The organism is Shewanella gelidimarina (genome assembly GCF_023283945.1).
Lineage (GTDB): Bacteria > Pseudomonadota > Gammaproteobacteria > Enterobacterales > Shewanellaceae > Shewanella > Shewanella gelidimarina.
In genome coordinates this window covers 105,564-120,435 of sequence record NZ_JAKIKW010000012.1, presented here as the reverse complement: position 1 = coordinate 120,435, position 14,872 = coordinate 105,564, and the positions used below count along the sequence as shown (strand labels likewise).

Sequence of the window (14,872 nt, the reverse complement as noted above, 5' to 3'; positions counted from 1 at the left end):
TTTTTGGGCCTACATCAAGGACACACATTTTACATGCGCGTACCCATTTTATTTGTCGCGGGGGGGATTGCCCTGCTGACTGGTTGCCAAACGTTAAGCAACCAACCGACTTCAGAAGGAATTTCAACTGCGCCAGTCGTGGCAGAAAAAGTCACCATAGAACCCCCTCAAGCTGACGTTGTTGAGGTGGTCGAAATCACTGACATCTGGCAACGGATCCGTCTCGACATGCAGATGGACATTCCAGATGAAAAATTAATCAGACAGTACCGCGATTGGTATATCAAACATCCAGAACACCTAAAACGTATTTCAGAACGAGCAACACCGTTCATGTTCTTGATTGTGGAAGAGTTGGAAAAGCGCAACTTACCGATCGAATTAGCACTTTTGCCCATCGTTGAAAGTGCATTTGATCCTTTTGCCTACTCTCACGGTGCAGCATCTGGCTTATGGCAGTTCACCTCTCCAATGGCACGCCACTTTGGCTTGCAGATGAACTGGTGGTATGACGGTCGCCGTGATGTGCCCGCTGCAACCATTGCCGCACTTGATATGCTTGAATACTTATATGATAAGACAAGTAATAACTGGTTATATGCGATTGCCGCTTATAACACCGGTGAAGGCCGAGTCATCAACGCAGCTAAGCGCAATAAGCGCAAAGGTATACCGACTGATTTCTGGCATTTGGATTTGCCACGCGAAACAGAGCGCTATGTTCCGCAACTATTAGCGCTAGCCGATGTGATTAAGAATGCCGATAAGTATGGCATTATCTTAACCCCAATCAGCAACGAACCAAAGATTGAAATTGTTGAAATTGGCAGTCAAATTGATCTCGCGCTTGCTGCAGATCTCGCCAATATGACGACTTCCCAACTGCATAAGCTCAACCCAGGATTTAACCGCTGGGCGACCGCGCCTGAAGGCCCACACAATTTGGTGCTACCCGTTGAAAAAGCGGCGGCGTTTAAAATTGCCCTAAGCGAGACCCAAACTAGCGATAGGTTAAATTGGGAGCGTTATAAGATAAAATCGGGTGACAGCTTAGGCCTTATCGCTAAGCGTTATCGCACTACAGTGTCGGCGTTAAAATCAGTCAATAATATCAATGGCAATACCATTGTTACTGGCAAGTTTCTATTAATTCCTGTCGCAGCCAAGAATTTAGATGAGTATTTACTGTCAGCTGACCAGCGTAAAAATCGTAAGCAAAACAAGACTCGTGGGCAGCAGAAGCTAACATACAAAGTAAAATCAGGTGATTCACTTTGGAAAATAGCCAAGCAACATCAAGTTAAAATATCACAACTGGCAAGTTGGAATAGCATGGCGCCCAAAGATCCACTTCGAATTGGCCAAAAATTGGCGATTTGGACTGGAAGTCGCACGGCCAGTAAGCAAGGCTTAAGCGAAGTGATGCGTACGATTAATTATAAAGTGCGTAGTGGTGATTCATTAGCGAGAATTGCGAGCAAGTTTAACGTTAAGGTAAGCGATCTTGTGCGTTGGAACTCACTTGAGAAAAGTAAGTATATTCAGCCGGGACAAACGCTTAAATTATATGTCGATATGACTAAAGTGAGAGCATAAATAAGCTCTGCTAACTCTGAACGTTAGCACTGACCGCCCCCCTAAGTTCAAAAAACGAAATGCCGATAAGTTTAACTTATCGGCATTTTTGTTTATCTGGTAGATATCGATGATTCAATCTACATCTTTCATTGGCCAAATAACGATGTGGTCTTCCATATAACGAATTTTGGTTTCGCAAGTCACTTTACCCGCAACTGACATTCCCGCTTCGATCATCGCGTCCTTTGAGCCTGTCTTTAACGGATGCCAAGTCGGTAAACCACGCCCTTCATTGAGACGTCGATAAGTGCAACTATCGGGTAACCAAGTTAGCATTGCCAAGTTATCAAGGGTGACTTTGGTACACGATGGAACAAAGCTGAAACGTTGCTCATAATTCTGGCAATGACCCTGTTTGGCATCTAATAGCTTACACCCGGCGTTGGTGTAATAAAGTTCCTCGGTTTCATCGTCTATCAACTTATTGAGGCAACATTTACCACAGCCATCACACAATGACTCCCACTCAATCGTGTTCATCTGTGCTAGTGTTTTTTCATTCCAAAATGCCATGCTAAAATCGTTAACTCTATTTTGCTCAAAGAGACGCTATTGTACACCAGCAGTATGTTCTCTTGCACTACAGTTCAAGCCATAAAAATAGGTTTGCTTAGGGGCTGTTGTTCTTTCGAGCTTAGTTTTTGTTCGAATTCAATGATTTTAGTACAAGGCTTGAGCGATGCTGCTTAGCTGGCTAAGCGAAAGCTCGTAACGCAGTAATAAAAGCATTGAAACGAACCCGAAGGGCCGCGCTTCTTGGCTATTTTGACTGTGTTGTAGGTTATTTGTGGAGAATGACTAAACGACATAACCTCCGCCTTGTCAAAATAGCCAATAAACTGCGGCAAAAACAACCGTGAGAGATCAACAGCCCCTAGCGTAAATTAACAACGCGGCTAGCAATGACGCTTGGCTTATATGTGGCGCATACAAAAATAGCGGCTTAAAAGCCGCTATTTTTTGTATTTACGTTAACTGATCGGTGGGTACTTAATTCTTTCTGAAAGATAAGTCACTGAAATGGCGAAGTAGTTCGATTTATTCCAACGCAGTAATCCGCGATAGTTATCGTATACCAAGTATTTTCGACCTTTTGCACCATCTGGCATCACCATAGAGATCATCATGTCATCTCGGTTAGGAAGATCGCTACCATTAAATCTTCTAACACCTAGCGCTTGCCATTGTGAAAATGTTTTCTTAACCGCTAAATCTGCCAGGGTATGGTCAAATGTATCAGGGACTTTAACTTGTCGGCCCCACGTTTCAGACTCTTTCCAACCGGCTTGCTGCAGGTAATACGCTGCGGACGCAAACGCGTCACTGGCGTTGTTCCAAATATCTTTTTTACCGTCGCCATCGCCATCTTGAGCGTAAGCTAAAAAGGAGGTGGGCATAAACTGGGTTTGTCCCATTGCCCCAGCCCAAGAACCTTTCATCTCTTCAAAGGAAAACTGTTCTTGCTCAGCGATTTTAAGCGCTGCAAAAAATTCCTTTTTGAAAAAGGCTTCTCGGCGACCTTCATAAGCTAATGACGCTGTTACCGATAACACCGGATAATTGCCGGTTAACTTGCCGAAGTTTGACTCGACTCCCCACAAAGCCACTATAAATCGTGGTTGCACGCCATATAACTGACCAATGCGCTCTAGCTCTACTTGGTGAGTTTTGAACAAATTACGCGCTTTATCGACTTTCCAGTCAGGAACCACTCTTGGCAGGTAGGTCTCTAACGTTAACTTTGTTTCCGGTTGTGCTTTATCAGAGGCTACCGCTTTCTTAAACATTTTGATTTTGGGAAAAACATCATCAATGATCTGTGTGCTAACGCCCTGCTCCACAGCCTCTTGTTTTAGCTGAGCAACATAATCGCTAAAGTGACCTCTATCGGCAGTATCGGCATGACTTACCATCGCAGTAAAAGAGAGCATTAACCCACACGTTAATGTAAAAGCCTGTTTACTCAGTAGCATAAATATTCCCTTTGTCCTGACTAAATGCTGTTAATCAGGGTTATAACCAATGTCTTTCTTGTGTTGTTCTAATAAATTAATCACAGGTGGCGGTAACTGTAAATAAAATCCTTTGGCATTTAATTCGGATTCCACTTTTTTGATATCAGCAAAACCTAAATGATCGCGCTTTACCAGCGGCAACATCATCACTAATTTAGGGGCGCCAAACATCTCCATTAGGGCGTCAGGAACGCGTTCAAAATGATCACGTTTTTCAACAAAAAGATAGCTATCCGCTTTTCTTAAACTTTTATATACAGCACAGATCATATACGACTCGATTTCCAGACTATTCAACTTGCCAGCTTATGCCACACACTATAACATGGACTGTTAGGAATATAATGGATATCAGCGATACGCTGACTTTTCTAGAGAGTTATACAGGAATGCAAACACCCCGCCTCGAATTAAAAGGCTCCTCTTTTACTCTCTCTGTTCTGCATATTAATAGTCAGGATATGGCAGTTATAACAGCGGAGTTAGACAGTAAACTTGCTATTGCACCTCAGTTTTTTCTTGGTGCGCCTTTAGTGGTTAATTTAAGTGCCATTAAAGCGAGTAATTTTGACCTATTAGGCTTAAAAGAAATTTTAACCAGCCGCCAGCTTATTATTGTTGGGATCACCAGTGCTTTACCTGAAATTAACGAAATGGCTAAATCAATAGGCTTAGCCATCATTAAATCAGGGAAAGCGGCTTCTAACCAACCTCAGATGCCAAAAACAACCAAAATCGTCAAACAAAACATCCGTTCAGGTCAGCAGATCTATGCTAAAAACGGTGACTTGATTGTGATCGGTGCTGTGGGCAATGGTGCGGAAGTGATTGCAGATGGCAGTATCCATATTTATGGCACGCTGCGAGGAAAAGCAATGGCTGGCGCCGCGGGTGATAGAAATGCCGTGATCATGGCGCAAAAAATTGAAGCTGAGCTAGTATCGATTGCAGGTCAATACTGGTTAACTGAAAATCTTCAACAAAACGGAGCCGCTCAGAGCGGTTGTATTCGCCTAGAGGGCGAATCGCTTACGGTTGAATCATTGCCTCTGTAAGAGCGCAAATAAAAAGGAATAACAAATGGCGCAAATAATTGTTGTCACGTCAGGAAAAGGCGGTGTGGGGAAAACAACCACAAGCGCAGCTATTGCCACCGGCCTTGCATTAAAAGGTCATAAGACCGTCGTCATTGATTTTGATATTGGTCTGCGTAATCTAGATTTAATTATGGGTTGTGAACGACGTGTGGTTTATGACTTCGTCAATGTCATTAACGGTGAAGCAAATCTAAACCAAGCACTGATTAAAGACAAACGTTGCCCTAAGCTATTTGTATTACCCGCATCTCAGACACGCGATAAAGATGCGCTCACCAAAGAAGGTGTGGGCACGGTACTTAATAACTTAGCGAAAGATTTCGACTATATCATTTGTGATTCTCCAGCGGGTATTGAAACAGGTGCCATGATGGCGCTTTACTTCGCGGACATCGCCATTGTAACCACAAACCCAGAGGTGAGTTCCGTTAGGGACTCAGATCGCATTTTAGGGATGTTGCAAAGCAAGTCTAAGCGGGCTGAAGAAGGACTTGAGCCAGTAAGAGAATACCTTTTACTGACTCGATACTCCCCTGCTCGTGTCAAGACTGGAGAAATGCTCAGTGTGGAGGATGTTGAAGAGATCCTCGCCATCCCGCTATTAGGTGTTATCCCGGAATCACAAGCCGTATTAAAAGCGTCGAATTCTGGTGTACCTGTTATTATTGATACAGAGAGCGATGCTGGTATGGCCTATAGCGATGCTGTAGAGCGGTTGCTTGGTGAAGAAGTGCCTTTCCGATTTATTACGGAAGAGAAGAAAGGTTTCCTGAAACGAATTTTTGGTAGCTAATTATGTCATTACTTGATTATTTTAAAACGAAGAAGACCCCGAGTACTGCTGCAACCGCCAAAGAACGTTTGCAGATCATTGTCGCCCACCAGCGTGGTGAACGCGATGCACCCGATTATTTCCCGCAAATGAAGCAGGAAATCATCGACGTTATTCGCAAATACGTCAAAGTAGGTGCCGATCAAGTCTCAGTGCAACTTGATCAAAATGACGACAACTTATCGGTATTAGAACTCAATGTAACCTTGCCAGATCAAGGGTAGCGAGTAAAAAGCGTAACGGATATGGCTTGAGCCATGTGTTGGCGATTTTATCGCTCAGCGTTGATTAAAGCTGACTTATAAAAGTCATTTTTAGCCGATAAAAAAATGCCCGCTATATGCGGGCATTTTTGTCATTTTAACATTTGAGACTAAAGCTCTTGAGCAGAGCTATTGATATAAGCTCTACAACGCAAGCGCGTTGAGCGCATCGCTAACAACCGTTTTACGCCAGCCACTTAACACTAAAGGCAGCTTACCTTTTTTACCATCCCATACCCATTCTAAATATTCATGGATCAATTTTTTCGAACCAAGTTGCTCAATGGGTACATCTTGCGCTTCAGCTTGTTCAGCTATGCACTGTTTAATACTCTTAAAGGCCGCTTTATAGCCAGTCTTAAGCGCTAGAACATCCAATGCTTTAGGGAGATCGTCAAAGTTAACGTTTTCGATGATGTTTAAGATATCTTTACCATGAATACGTTTTTCTTGTTCTGTAACCTCAGACATTTTATACAGTTCATTAGACGTTTTCGGCATCTTTTTCGCTAAAGCAATCAGAGCATGATCTTTAACCACAAAACCTAACGCTAAATCTTTAACTAACGCTCGATTTAAACGCCAACTAGCTAACGCTTTCAATACGGCTAACTGCCGAGGCAACAGCTGAAATGCATTTTTAACTTTAAGATAAGCCACTTCTGGAGCGGGAGCATCAAGTCGACCTAACGTCATCCGCTCTCCATCCTCATAGACCCAATCTAATCTTCCCTGAGACTCTAGCTTTGCGACTAACTGAGGGTAAAGTTCGTACAAGTAATAGACATCGTTCGCAGCGTAGCTTAATTGGGCTTCAGTCAGAGGACGTTTCAACCAATCGGTGCGAGACTCACCTTTATCCAGTTTTATATCAAGGGTTTGATCTACCAATTTGGCATAACCTAAACCATACCCCATGCCACAAAGGCCTGCTGCTATTTGACTATCAAACAGACGATTAGGTTGGCAGCCACCATTATTGGCAAAGACCTCTAGATCTTCACTGCAAGAATGGAGTAATTTGATAATATTGTCATCGGTTAACAAGCTCCAGAACAAGCTAAGGTTACTGACCGCAACAGGATCAATTAATGCTAACGTTTTACCGTCATAAGCTTGAATAAGCCCAAGGCGAGCATAATAAGTGCGAGTCCTGACAAACTCAGTGTCTATCACAAGTAACTTGGTTTCACGGTATTGCGCTACGAGCGCCGCTAAACTGGCATCATCGTCAATATATTGAAACGCTAACAAAGTCTTCTCCAAAAATCCTGAAATAACCTGAATTCGGCTTAGAAATGCTAAAACCGGCATACGCCGGCTTTAGTTTATAAAAAGTGGCGATTACCACTAATGATTAAGAGTGCTAATCGTTCTTAGCTTCATCTCTCAATTCACGACGTAGGATCTTACCTACATTCGTTTTGGGTAATTCATCTCTAAATTCTACCAGCTTAGGAATTTTATATCCCGTCAAATGTACGCGACAATGCTTGATAATGTCCTCTTTGGTTAAAGATTTATCGTTTGTCACTACAAATACTTTCACCAGCTCACCCGAAGCCTCATGCGGCACGCCCACAGCGGCGACTTCGATGACTTTAGGATGTAGAGCAATCACCTCTTCAACTTCATTTGGGAATACATTAAACCCTGAAACTAAAATCATGTCTTTTTTACGATCGACAATAAAGAAAAAGCCTTTCTCGTCCATATAACCAATATCACCAGTGGCTAAGTAGCCCCCTTTATCGATGACATTAGCGGTTTCTTCAGGACGGTGCCAATAACCCACCATCACCTGTGGACCTTTGGCAAATAGCTCACCCGTCTCGCCTTGTGCTAACACTTTACCGTCATCATCTCTAATTTGGATGTCGGTGTTAGCCACAGGGAAACCAATAGAGCCATTGTAGCCTTCAAGATTATAAGGGCAACATGTCACCAATGGTGAGGCTTCTGTTAGGCCATAACCCTCTAGCAAACGTGTCTTAGTGATCCCCTGCCACTTGTCTGCGACAGCACGCTGCACTGCCATGCCGCCACCAATAGACAGTTTTAAATCCTTGAAATCGAGCTTCGTAAACGCTTCCGAGTTAACCAATGCATTAAATAGCGTGTTAACCCCGGTTAATGCCGTAAACGGATGTTTTTCAAGTTCGCTAATAAAGGCTGGTAGATCTCTTGGATTAGTTATCAGCAGGTTATTTGCACCTTTATGCAAGAACAACAAACAGTTAACGGTTAATGCGAAAATATGATAAAGCGGCAGTGCGGTAACAACAAACTCTTTACCGTTCACCAGCAGTGCCCCATAAGAAGCATCTGCTTGAAGTAAGTTGCTCACCACGTTGCCGTGACTCAACATCGCACCTTTAGAGACACCCGTAGTGCCACCTGTGTATTGTAAAAAGGCTAAATCCTCTTTTTTCACTACCGGTTTTACATATTGTAAACGACGCCCTTTTGAAAGCGCTTTACGCATCGAAATGGCATGTGGCAAATGGTATTTAGGCACCATCTTTTTAATATACTTAACCACAAAGTTGACCACGGTACGTTTAGGCGCACTGAGTAAGTCACCTAACCCCGTTAATATGACGCTTTCGACAGGTGTTTCAGCAACCACTTTATCTAACGTATGGGCGAAGTTAGAGACAACCACAATCGCTTTAGCGCCAGAGTCCGTCAGTTGATGTTTAAGCTCTCTAGGGGTGTAGAGTGGATTGACGTTAACCACAACCATACCGGCGCGTAATATGCCAAACAAAGCGATGGGATATTGCAATAAGTTAGGCATCATAATGGCAACACGGTCGCCCTTACTTAGCTTTAACTCATTTTGCAGATAAGCCGCAAATGCTCGACTACGCTCTTCCAGTTTACGATACGTCAAGGTCGCGCCCATATTCACAAATGCGGGCTGATCTGCATATTTAGAAACCGATGTTTCAAATAGATCCACTAGCGAAGCATATTGCTCCACATCTATTTGAGAAGGTACATCGTCTGGTAGATTATCAATCCAAAGTTGGTCCACAAAAATCTCCTAATATTTCCACCTAATGGAAACAATACCTCAACGGTCGTTTGCAGCTTGCCAATAAACAAGCTAAACACTGTTAAATCTTTATATTTATAAGAAACGCCAATAAATCATACAAGCGTTTAAATTTTGATTATCATCACATAAATAAAACAAAAAACCTAGTCTCTTTTTTTGCCTTTAGCAGTCAAGAATAATTCAATTGCTAGAGCAACCTCTTTCGCATTACCCATATGAAGATGATGATCTCCCTCAAGTTCCATGACTTCAAGCTTTTTAAACCAACGTTTAGCTGTAGGTATTGCACTGTTCAGTTGGGAGAATCCCTGATGGCCCAAAACAAGTAATGTTTCGACTTCATGTTCTTGCATTAATGCGTCAACTTGGGTGTAAGCGAGTCTTAATGGGGAATCTAACTTTAAGCGGGGATCACTGCGCCAGCATACTCTAGAATCAATTTTTTTCATATTACGTTGAGTGATAATTTCGCACCATGCCACATCTAAAGCAGTCAGTTTATGACGTGCATTGACAGCGACAGAAATATCTTTATAGGTGCTGGAAATATTTAGTTTATTTTGTCGGTAACGCTGATGTGCAACAAAACTATTGTTGAGTCGCTGTTTGAGTTTACTTTCTTTTTCATAAAGCGGGGACAAGGCTTCAATAAGGATCAATTGACCCACTTTATTCGGAAATGCTGCCGTATAGGCTGACGCAATAATACCCCCTAAGGAGTGTCCTAAAATCGCGACGGGTTGTTGATGTTGGGGAAGTGTATCTAACAATGCATCTAAATCGTAGAGGTAATCAATCCAGTGCAGCGGGTATTTACCTGGTCGGTGCTCAGATAATCCATGACCAGGCCAATCAATTGCCATTATTTGGTAGTTGGTTAAATAACGGCTTAACGGCAAAAAACTATTAGCGTTGTCTAACCAACCATGCAACGCCAATATTAATGGCTTGTCCTGCGTGCCCCATACTTTCGCTGCTAACGTAATATGAGGTAATTGAATTGTTATTTCGTTTTCTTTTTCGCAGGACAGATCCATATTATACCAATTCCATCAAATAGTTACTCATTCAGCGGGAATTAAAATCACTTTAGGCAAGCAAGTGGCTTGTAGCTAATAGTTATTCTATATCGAAAGCTACATGCGCAGTATAAAGTGATTTAAAACCCGCACGTAGTGAGCATTTCAGGACTTTCACTGCTGCGTTGCATTGCCTTAAAAGGGAATAACCATTTCTTCCACAATGCGCCTGGAATTGAAAGCCCTGAAAGGGCTCTGAATTGAGCACATATTTAGTGGAGTTGGTATTACAGTTATTTTTTAGTGAACTTGAGCGTCATTCTATCGCTTTCACCAATGGCGAGATACTTATCTTTATCTTGATCATCAAGTGCTAAGCGCGGTGGTAATGTCCAAACTCCTTTTGCATAATCTTTTGTATCTTTAGGGTTGGCATTAATTTCTGAGCTTTCAACAAATTTAAAACCGGCTTTTTCAGCCAGCGTTATCATTTCCGCTTGATCCATGTAACCCGTTTTAGCACCCATACCAGGGTTCGATCGATGTTCAACGATACCGAAAGTTCCGCCTGACTTAAGCACTTTATATGCAGAGTCAAACACGGGTTCTAAATAACCTTTCATAGCCCAGTTATGTAGATTTCTAAAGGTAAGTACGACATCGGCACTATTGTCATCTCCCAACGCATAAAAGCTAGGAGGATCGAAGGTGACCGTTGAGCTATTACCTAACTTGGCTTGGTTATCTTTTAGCCATTGCTCAAACTTTTTACCAGCTTTGGCGCGATAGCCATTGCGTTGTTTTTCATCTTTTGGATTAGCGTCAAAATTGCCGCCAATGTAATGCCCTTTATCTGCAAGGTAAGGCGCTAAGATTTCAGCATACCAACCTCCGCCAGGCCAGAGTTCAATGACGGTATCAGTAGGCTCAACCTCAAAAAATGCGATGGTTTCTTTTGGATGTCGGTAAGTATCTCTTGCGGCATTCTTGCTTTGGCGGAAATCACTACTAACAGCGGTATCTAATGCGGCGTTTTCATGAACATGTGCAGCGGCAGTATGACTAACAACTGATAGACCAAACGCACCGGTAAGAATAAGACTTGCAGCGAGGGTATTCATTTTCATTCGATATCTCCATATATAGGCTGGCATCAACCTAGCAGTCAATAGGTTAAAATCCAAGCCCAAGAAACAGAGATTTACACTTTGTTATATTATTTTAATTTTCGCTTATCCGCTTGACTGTCGACTCTACGCCAGCAGAGAAATAACATGAATGCACTGGTGACTAGCCAAACAAGCACCCAAAACCATGCGGGGAGCCAGCTTTGTCCGGCTAACATATTGGCGTCACCCTGCCCTTGAAGGCCAAATAACACCGTCGGGCTAGCAAGTGCATTTAAAATCACCATTAATGCCATAATGCGTAAACTAGTGGCTAAGTATTTATTTAGCTTAAGCTTTAACGGCATTAAAAACAGCAGTGCCAACGACACCAATATCGATATCGTCAGTAGATCTCTAGCCCAAAGTAATGTCGTTAAGATGACTCCTGCGCCTAGCAAGCCAAAGCTAAAGCGGATCCCTTTAGGCCAAGTCGCAAACGTAAAAATTAAGTAGCCCCATAACGCAGCGCCAAAATAGCCCGAAAAACCAATAACCAAAGGCCATCCACCTTGGCTAAAACACAAACCAGCACCGTTAGGGAACAGCTGTATATGGCTCACAGCACCGCCAGTGAGCAGTGTTGCTAACCCATGAGACAACTCATGAAAGTAACTTTCTAACCATTTAAACGGCACACTAATGAAAGGCAGTTTAGTCACTAAAAATGCAATCAGTAGCTCGAGAAAAAAGCGACTTCGACTGGGCGTGCCTGAAGAGGATTGAGCAGGAGATTGGCTTGAGTGCAGTTGAGAAGATTGAGTTGTCGGACGCATGCTAGGCATAGGTGTCTATACCCACCATTTGTTGGATCTCTTCACGCTTGGCAGCATGTTGATTAGTAAGATACTCAGCCACTGCACCGCGGTGGCCTTGAGTTTCATTTTCATACTCTACATGAGCCCCTAGCCTAGATGTTAGCGCTGCGGCATCCTCAGTATAATCATTAAACTGATAGGACTGCTGTGCCTGGATTGGCAACACAGGATCCGTGGCATCTACCGACACATTAGCGTGCTGGTTTATCCCTATCGACTTATTAACTTCAACTTTTGAAGGTGCAAGTTGATTTGAATTAATTTGCATCAAATCGTCCTTAATTTATAAAAATAACGCCGCTAACAGTATTCAGAAACCTAGGTGCTACTCTTTTCCAGGAAGTTTTTTCCACGTCACCGTATCACGCAGATAAACAGGCGTTAGCTCATCCACACTGGTGCTTAGGCCTAAAGCATGCCCTTTTTGAGCCAAAATCGCCATGAATTTAGCATCTGGGTATTTAGCTAACTCACATACTGTAAGGCCTCCCGCTAATGCCAGTAACTGCGGGTATGCATCAAAACCCGTGCCACAGGCAGTAATCGTGTGAGCTTCATTCAAACTTAACACTACCGCTTCTGGAGCACTGACAACCTCCTCATTAACGAGAGTTGCTACGCCATCAACGTTGATATATTGTCCCCAATAAACTTCACCCATACGCGCATCAATAGCCGCTAATACTTGATTAGCACCATTCTCAATCGCAGCTTGTGCCATCGTCGCAAGCGTAGAAATACCTATCACAGGTAACGACTGACCCAAGGCTAACCCTTGAGTGATACTGGTGCAGATCCGGATGCCAGTAAAGCTGCCAGGGCCTCTGCCATAAGCAATTAGGTCAACCTCGGTCAGTTTTATATCTGCTTGTGATAACACAGACTTCACCATAGGTAATAACCTTTGGCTATGTTCGCGTGGAGCGTCAGCTTGCTCGCTGAAGACGTTGCTATTGTGCGTTAGCGCAGCGGAGCATGACTCTGTACATGTATCAAGAGCAAGTATACTCAGCGGAGTTACTTCAATGTGCTGTTCTGTCATCTATTACTTACCAAACTCTATAATCGGGCTAAACACGTAAAATGTGTACCTACGTATCGCAGTAGAAACTCGCTATGACAAACTCAGAACTCAGTACCAAGTCATCATCCACAGCATAGTTCACTATAAAAGAACGAGGATTATACCTAACTCGCCCCGCAGCTTTAAGTAGAAGTGAAAAATAGTTTTATTATTGCCCCCTTTTTTTCAAAAAAGAGGCTGTGAGCAACGCTGAATGGTGACCACTCACTACAATTGATAAAAAGTCATTACTGAGCCAACTCGATAAATGCAGCGGTATACATCTTAAGATTCAGCATAAATTGATCGTAAGTGATAAATTCATGCTCGGTATGACCCGTATATTCAACACCCGGCATAGCGGGTCCAAAACTCAAGGCATTAGGGAATAACTTGCTGTTGGTTGAGCCGCCTATCGCCACTGGCTGCGGGTTTTCGACACCGGTAAAATGGGCAAAGACGTCAAGTAGAGTATCAAGCTGCGGCGCGTCTTTCATCACCATTGGCTCTCCCCAATAGGTCTCCAGGCCGACTAACTGAACCTGATGCTTAGCTTGCCAGTTGTCTAGGGCGGCATGTGCTTGGCTATCAAGCAGCTCAGGTGTTTTCCCCAGAGGACGGCGCAGGTTAATCATCACTTGAGTGCCCTTTTCGCCTGCTTTTACAATTGTCGGCGCTAAACTCATCGGCCCCATAAAGTCATCTTGATAAGCAATATCACCAAATTGCTCAGCATAAATGCCCATCCCTACCATTTCATGAATAAAAAGTTGAGTTAACGAGGCTGTGGTTTTCGGCCACGGGTGAATGGCAAGTAACTGCGCTAAATGCGTGACAGCATTGACACCATCTTCAGGGGTTGAAGAGTGTGCGGCCTTACCATCAGCAAAAATGAGTAAACGACTGCCTTGCAGTTCAAAACGATAATGCATCCCCTGCTGGGTTGTCGCCTGCTGTTTTAATTGATTAATCAGCTTTTGATCTGCAAAGCTAATTTCTGCTTGGGCTTGTTGAGGCACTTGACTACCAAAATAACCTCCTGAAAACTGATTAAGGGTTGGCCGCTGGGTTGTTACAGTTGCATCAGTGACTTTGGGGATCACAAATTCAATTTTACTCCAGCCTTTTTCCGCGGTGACAACCGGATATTCTGCATCAATGGTGATATTGATATCCGCGGGTGTAAAAGTCGTCAAAAACGTTTTAAGCGGTGTCCAGTCAGATTCTTCAGCCAAATAAACCATCAGCTCTATGCGCCTGTTAAGCTTAATGTCATGGTCTTTTATCGACTTCATCGCATACATAGCCGTGACAATGGCACCTTTATCATCTTCAGTACCGCGGCCAATGAGTTTTCCAGGCTCTGATGTCATATCGAGTTCATAAGGGCTTTGCTGCCATAACGCTGGATTGGCCGGTTGTACATCTCCATGGGTGATAATCCCCAGTTTATCGCTCTGCTGCCCCAGTCCGATTAAGATCACGTAGCCATGATCAACATAATCTAATCCTAATTGCTGGCTTAGGCTTTTAAGCTCATCTTTAAAGCCGATAAACTCTGGGTTGGTATCGGGCGTTTTGCCATCAACCGCAACGGTATTGAATTTAACCAAAGTTTGCAGGCTTGTCACCATCTCGTCGGCATAATGAGCAACAGCATAATGGGAAATTTGTTCAGATTGAGGTTCAACGGCAAAGCTAGGCAAAGAAAATAAAGCGGTAAATAGCAAAGGTAAACGTTTCATAGTCATCCATTTTATTATTATATTTCGAAAACGCGCCAAGTTTGCCATAACTTTTGCCGCTAAAGTGATAAAAAGTAACCAATCAAAATATTTGTTACAAACAATACTGTTTTTTAATAGATTTAACATGTCCAACCGTGATATTTAATGAC

15 protein-coding genes are annotated in these 14,872 nt (G+C 43.1%); 4 read left to right on the top strand and 11 right to left on the bottom strand.

What is annotated here, in order from left to right:
* The first annotated feature begins 33 nt into the window (after nt 1-33).
* A complete protein-coding gene (locus tag L2729_RS12040) occupies nt 34-1,596 on the top strand; it encodes a LysM peptidoglycan-binding domain-containing protein (RefSeq protein WP_248988492.1) in 1,563 nt (520 codons plus the stop codon).
* Between the two features lie 114 nt (nt 1,597-1,710).
* Here L2729_RS12040 and L2729_RS12035 read toward each other — a convergent pair whose 3' ends face one another.
* The 3 genes from L2729_RS12035 to L2729_RS12025 form a co-directional block, all read right to left on the bottom strand.
* Nucleotides 1,711-2,151 carry a YcgN family cysteine cluster protein gene (locus tag L2729_RS12035; RefSeq protein WP_248988491.1) on the bottom strand — a complete coding sequence of 147 codons (441 nt, stop codon included), beginning with the start codon at nt 2,149-2,151 and terminating at the stop codon, nt 1,711-1,713.
* A gap of 458 nt (nt 2,152-2,609) precedes the next feature.
* The gene (locus L2729_RS12030; protein WP_248988490.1) at nt 2,610-3,611 is read right to left on the bottom strand and encodes a lytic murein transglycosylase; all 1,002 of its coding nucleotides are present in this window, start codon (nt 3,609-3,611) and stop codon (nt 2,610-2,612) included.
* A gap of 30 nt (nt 3,612-3,641) precedes the next feature.
* Entirely contained in the window at nt 3,642-3,923 is a 282-nt protein-coding gene (locus L2729_RS12025; RefSeq protein ID WP_248988489.1) for a YcgL domain-containing protein, read from the bottom strand.
* Nucleotides 3,924-4,042: 119 nt separating this feature from the next.
* Here L2729_RS12025 and minC point away from each other — a divergent pair, with 119 nt between their 5' ends.
* The 3 genes from minC to minE are packed head-to-tail and all read left to right on the top strand — an operon-like array spanning nt 4,043 to nt 5,806.
* Nucleotides 4,043-4,708, top strand: a complete 666-nt coding sequence (minC, locus tag L2729_RS12020) for a septum site-determining protein MinC (RefSeq protein ID WP_248988513.1) — start codon at nt 4,043-4,045, stop codon at nt 4,706-4,708.
* Between the two features lie 25 nt (nt 4,709-4,733).
* Nucleotides 4,734-5,543 (top strand): septum site-determining protein MinD, encoded by an 810-nt coding sequence (minD, locus tag L2729_RS12015; protein ID WP_101091860.1) that lies wholly within the window; start codon nt 4,734-4,736, stop codon nt 5,541-5,543.
* 2 nt (nt 5,544-5,545) lie between these two features.
* On the top strand, nt 5,546-5,806 hold the full coding sequence (gene minE, locus L2729_RS12010; RefSeq protein ID WP_101091859.1) for a cell division topological specificity factor MinE: 261 nt from the start codon (nt 5,546-5,548) through the stop codon (nt 5,804-5,806).
* A gap of 183 nt (nt 5,807-5,989) precedes the next feature.
* Here the strand turns inward: minE and rnd are convergent, their stop codons facing one another.
* The 8 genes from rnd to L2729_RS11970 form a co-directional block, all read right to left on the bottom strand.
* Entirely contained in the window at nt 5,990-7,099 is a 1,110-nt protein-coding gene (gene rnd, locus L2729_RS12005) for a ribonuclease D (RefSeq protein ID WP_248988488.1), read from the bottom strand.
* A gap of 112 nt (nt 7,100-7,211) precedes the next feature.
* Nucleotides 7,212-8,885 carry a long-chain-fatty-acid--CoA ligase FadD gene (gene fadD / locus L2729_RS12000; RefSeq protein WP_248988487.1) on the bottom strand — a complete coding sequence of 558 codons (1,674 nt, stop codon included), beginning with the start codon at nt 8,883-8,885 and terminating at the stop codon, nt 7,212-7,214.
* Between the two features lie 167 nt (nt 8,886-9,052).
* Complete coding sequence (locus L2729_RS11995; protein ID WP_248988486.1) at nt 9,053-9,946, bottom strand: alpha/beta fold hydrolase; 894 nt, start codon at nt 9,944-9,946, stop codon at nt 9,053-9,055.
* 275 nt (nt 9,947-10,221) lie between these two features.
* Nucleotides 10,222-11,055: a class I SAM-dependent methyltransferase gene (locus L2729_RS11990; RefSeq protein WP_248988485.1), complete on the bottom strand. Its 834-nt coding sequence runs from the start codon at nt 11,053-11,055 to the stop codon at nt 10,222-10,224.
* Between the two features lie 89 nt (nt 11,056-11,144).
* Nucleotides 11,145-11,879: a M50 family metallopeptidase gene (locus L2729_RS11985; RefSeq protein ID WP_428848241.1), complete on the bottom strand. Its 735-nt coding sequence runs from the start codon at nt 11,877-11,879 to the stop codon at nt 11,145-11,147.
* Nucleotides 11,872-12,180 (bottom strand): hypothetical protein, encoded by a 309-nt coding sequence (locus L2729_RS11980; RefSeq protein WP_248988484.1) that lies wholly within the window; start codon nt 12,178-12,180, stop codon nt 11,872-11,874. Before L2729_RS11980 ends, L2729_RS11985 begins: the two co-directional genes overlap by 8 nt.
* A 57-nt stretch (nt 12,181-12,237) precedes the next feature.
* Entirely contained in the window at nt 12,238-12,954 is a 717-nt protein-coding gene (tsaB, locus tag L2729_RS11975; protein WP_248988483.1) for a tRNA (adenosine(37)-N6)-threonylcarbamoyltransferase complex dimerization subunit type 1 TsaB, read from the bottom strand.
* A gap of 269 nt (nt 12,955-13,223) precedes the next feature.
* Complete coding sequence (locus L2729_RS11970) at nt 13,224-14,720, bottom strand: dipeptidase (RefSeq protein ID WP_248988482.1); 1,497 nt, start codon at nt 14,718-14,720, stop codon at nt 13,224-13,226.
* Nucleotides 14,721-14,872 lie beyond the last annotated feature (152 nt).

Excerpts from the sequence above, each read along its gene's own strand:
- L2729_RS12040 (WP_248988492.1), top strand. The coding sequence starts at position 34 with ATGCGCGTACCCATTTTATTTGTCGCGGGGGGGATTGCCCTGCTGACT.
- L2729_RS12035 (WP_248988491.1), bottom strand. The coding sequence starts at position 2,151 with ATGGCATTTTGGAATGAAAAAACACTAGCACAGATGAACACGATTGAG.
- L2729_RS12030 (WP_248988490.1), bottom strand. The coding sequence starts at position 3,611 with ATGCTACTGAGTAAACAGGCTTTTACATTAACGTGTGGGTTAATGCTC.
- L2729_RS12025 (WP_248988489.1), bottom strand. The coding sequence starts at position 3,923 with ATGATCTGTGCTGTATATAAAAGTTTAAGAAAAGCGGATAGCTATCTT.
- minC (WP_248988513.1), top strand. The coding sequence starts at position 4,043 with ATGCAAACACCCCGCCTCGAATTAAAAGGCTCCTCTTTTACTCTCTCT.
- minD (WP_101091860.1), top strand. The coding sequence starts at position 4,734 with ATGGCGCAAATAATTGTTGTCACGTCAGGAAAAGGCGGTGTGGGGAAA.
- minE (WP_101091859.1), top strand. The coding sequence starts at position 5,546 with ATGTCATTACTTGATTATTTTAAAACGAAGAAGACCCCGAGTACTGCT.
- L2729_RS11995 (WP_248988486.1), bottom strand. The coding sequence starts at position 9,946 with ATGGATCTGTCCTGCGAAAAAGAAAACGAAATAACAATTCAATTACCT.
- L2729_RS11990 (WP_248988485.1), bottom strand. The coding sequence starts at position 11,055 with ATGAAAATGAATACCCTCGCTGCAAGTCTTATTCTTACCGGTGCGTTT.
- L2729_RS11985 (WP_428848241.1), bottom strand. The coding sequence starts at position 11,879 with ATGCCTAGCATGCGTCCGACAACTCAATCTTCTCAACTGCACTCAAGC.
- L2729_RS11980 (WP_248988484.1), bottom strand. The coding sequence starts at position 12,180 with ATGCAAATTAATTCAAATCAACTTGCACCTTCAAAAGTTGAAGTTAAT.
- tsaB (WP_248988483.1), bottom strand. The coding sequence starts at position 12,954 with ATGACAGAACAGCACATTGAAGTAACTCCGCTGAGTATACTTGCTCTT.
- L2729_RS11970 (WP_248988482.1), bottom strand. The coding sequence starts at position 14,720 with ATGAAACGTTTACCTTTGCTATTTACCGCTTTATTTTCTTTGCCTAGC.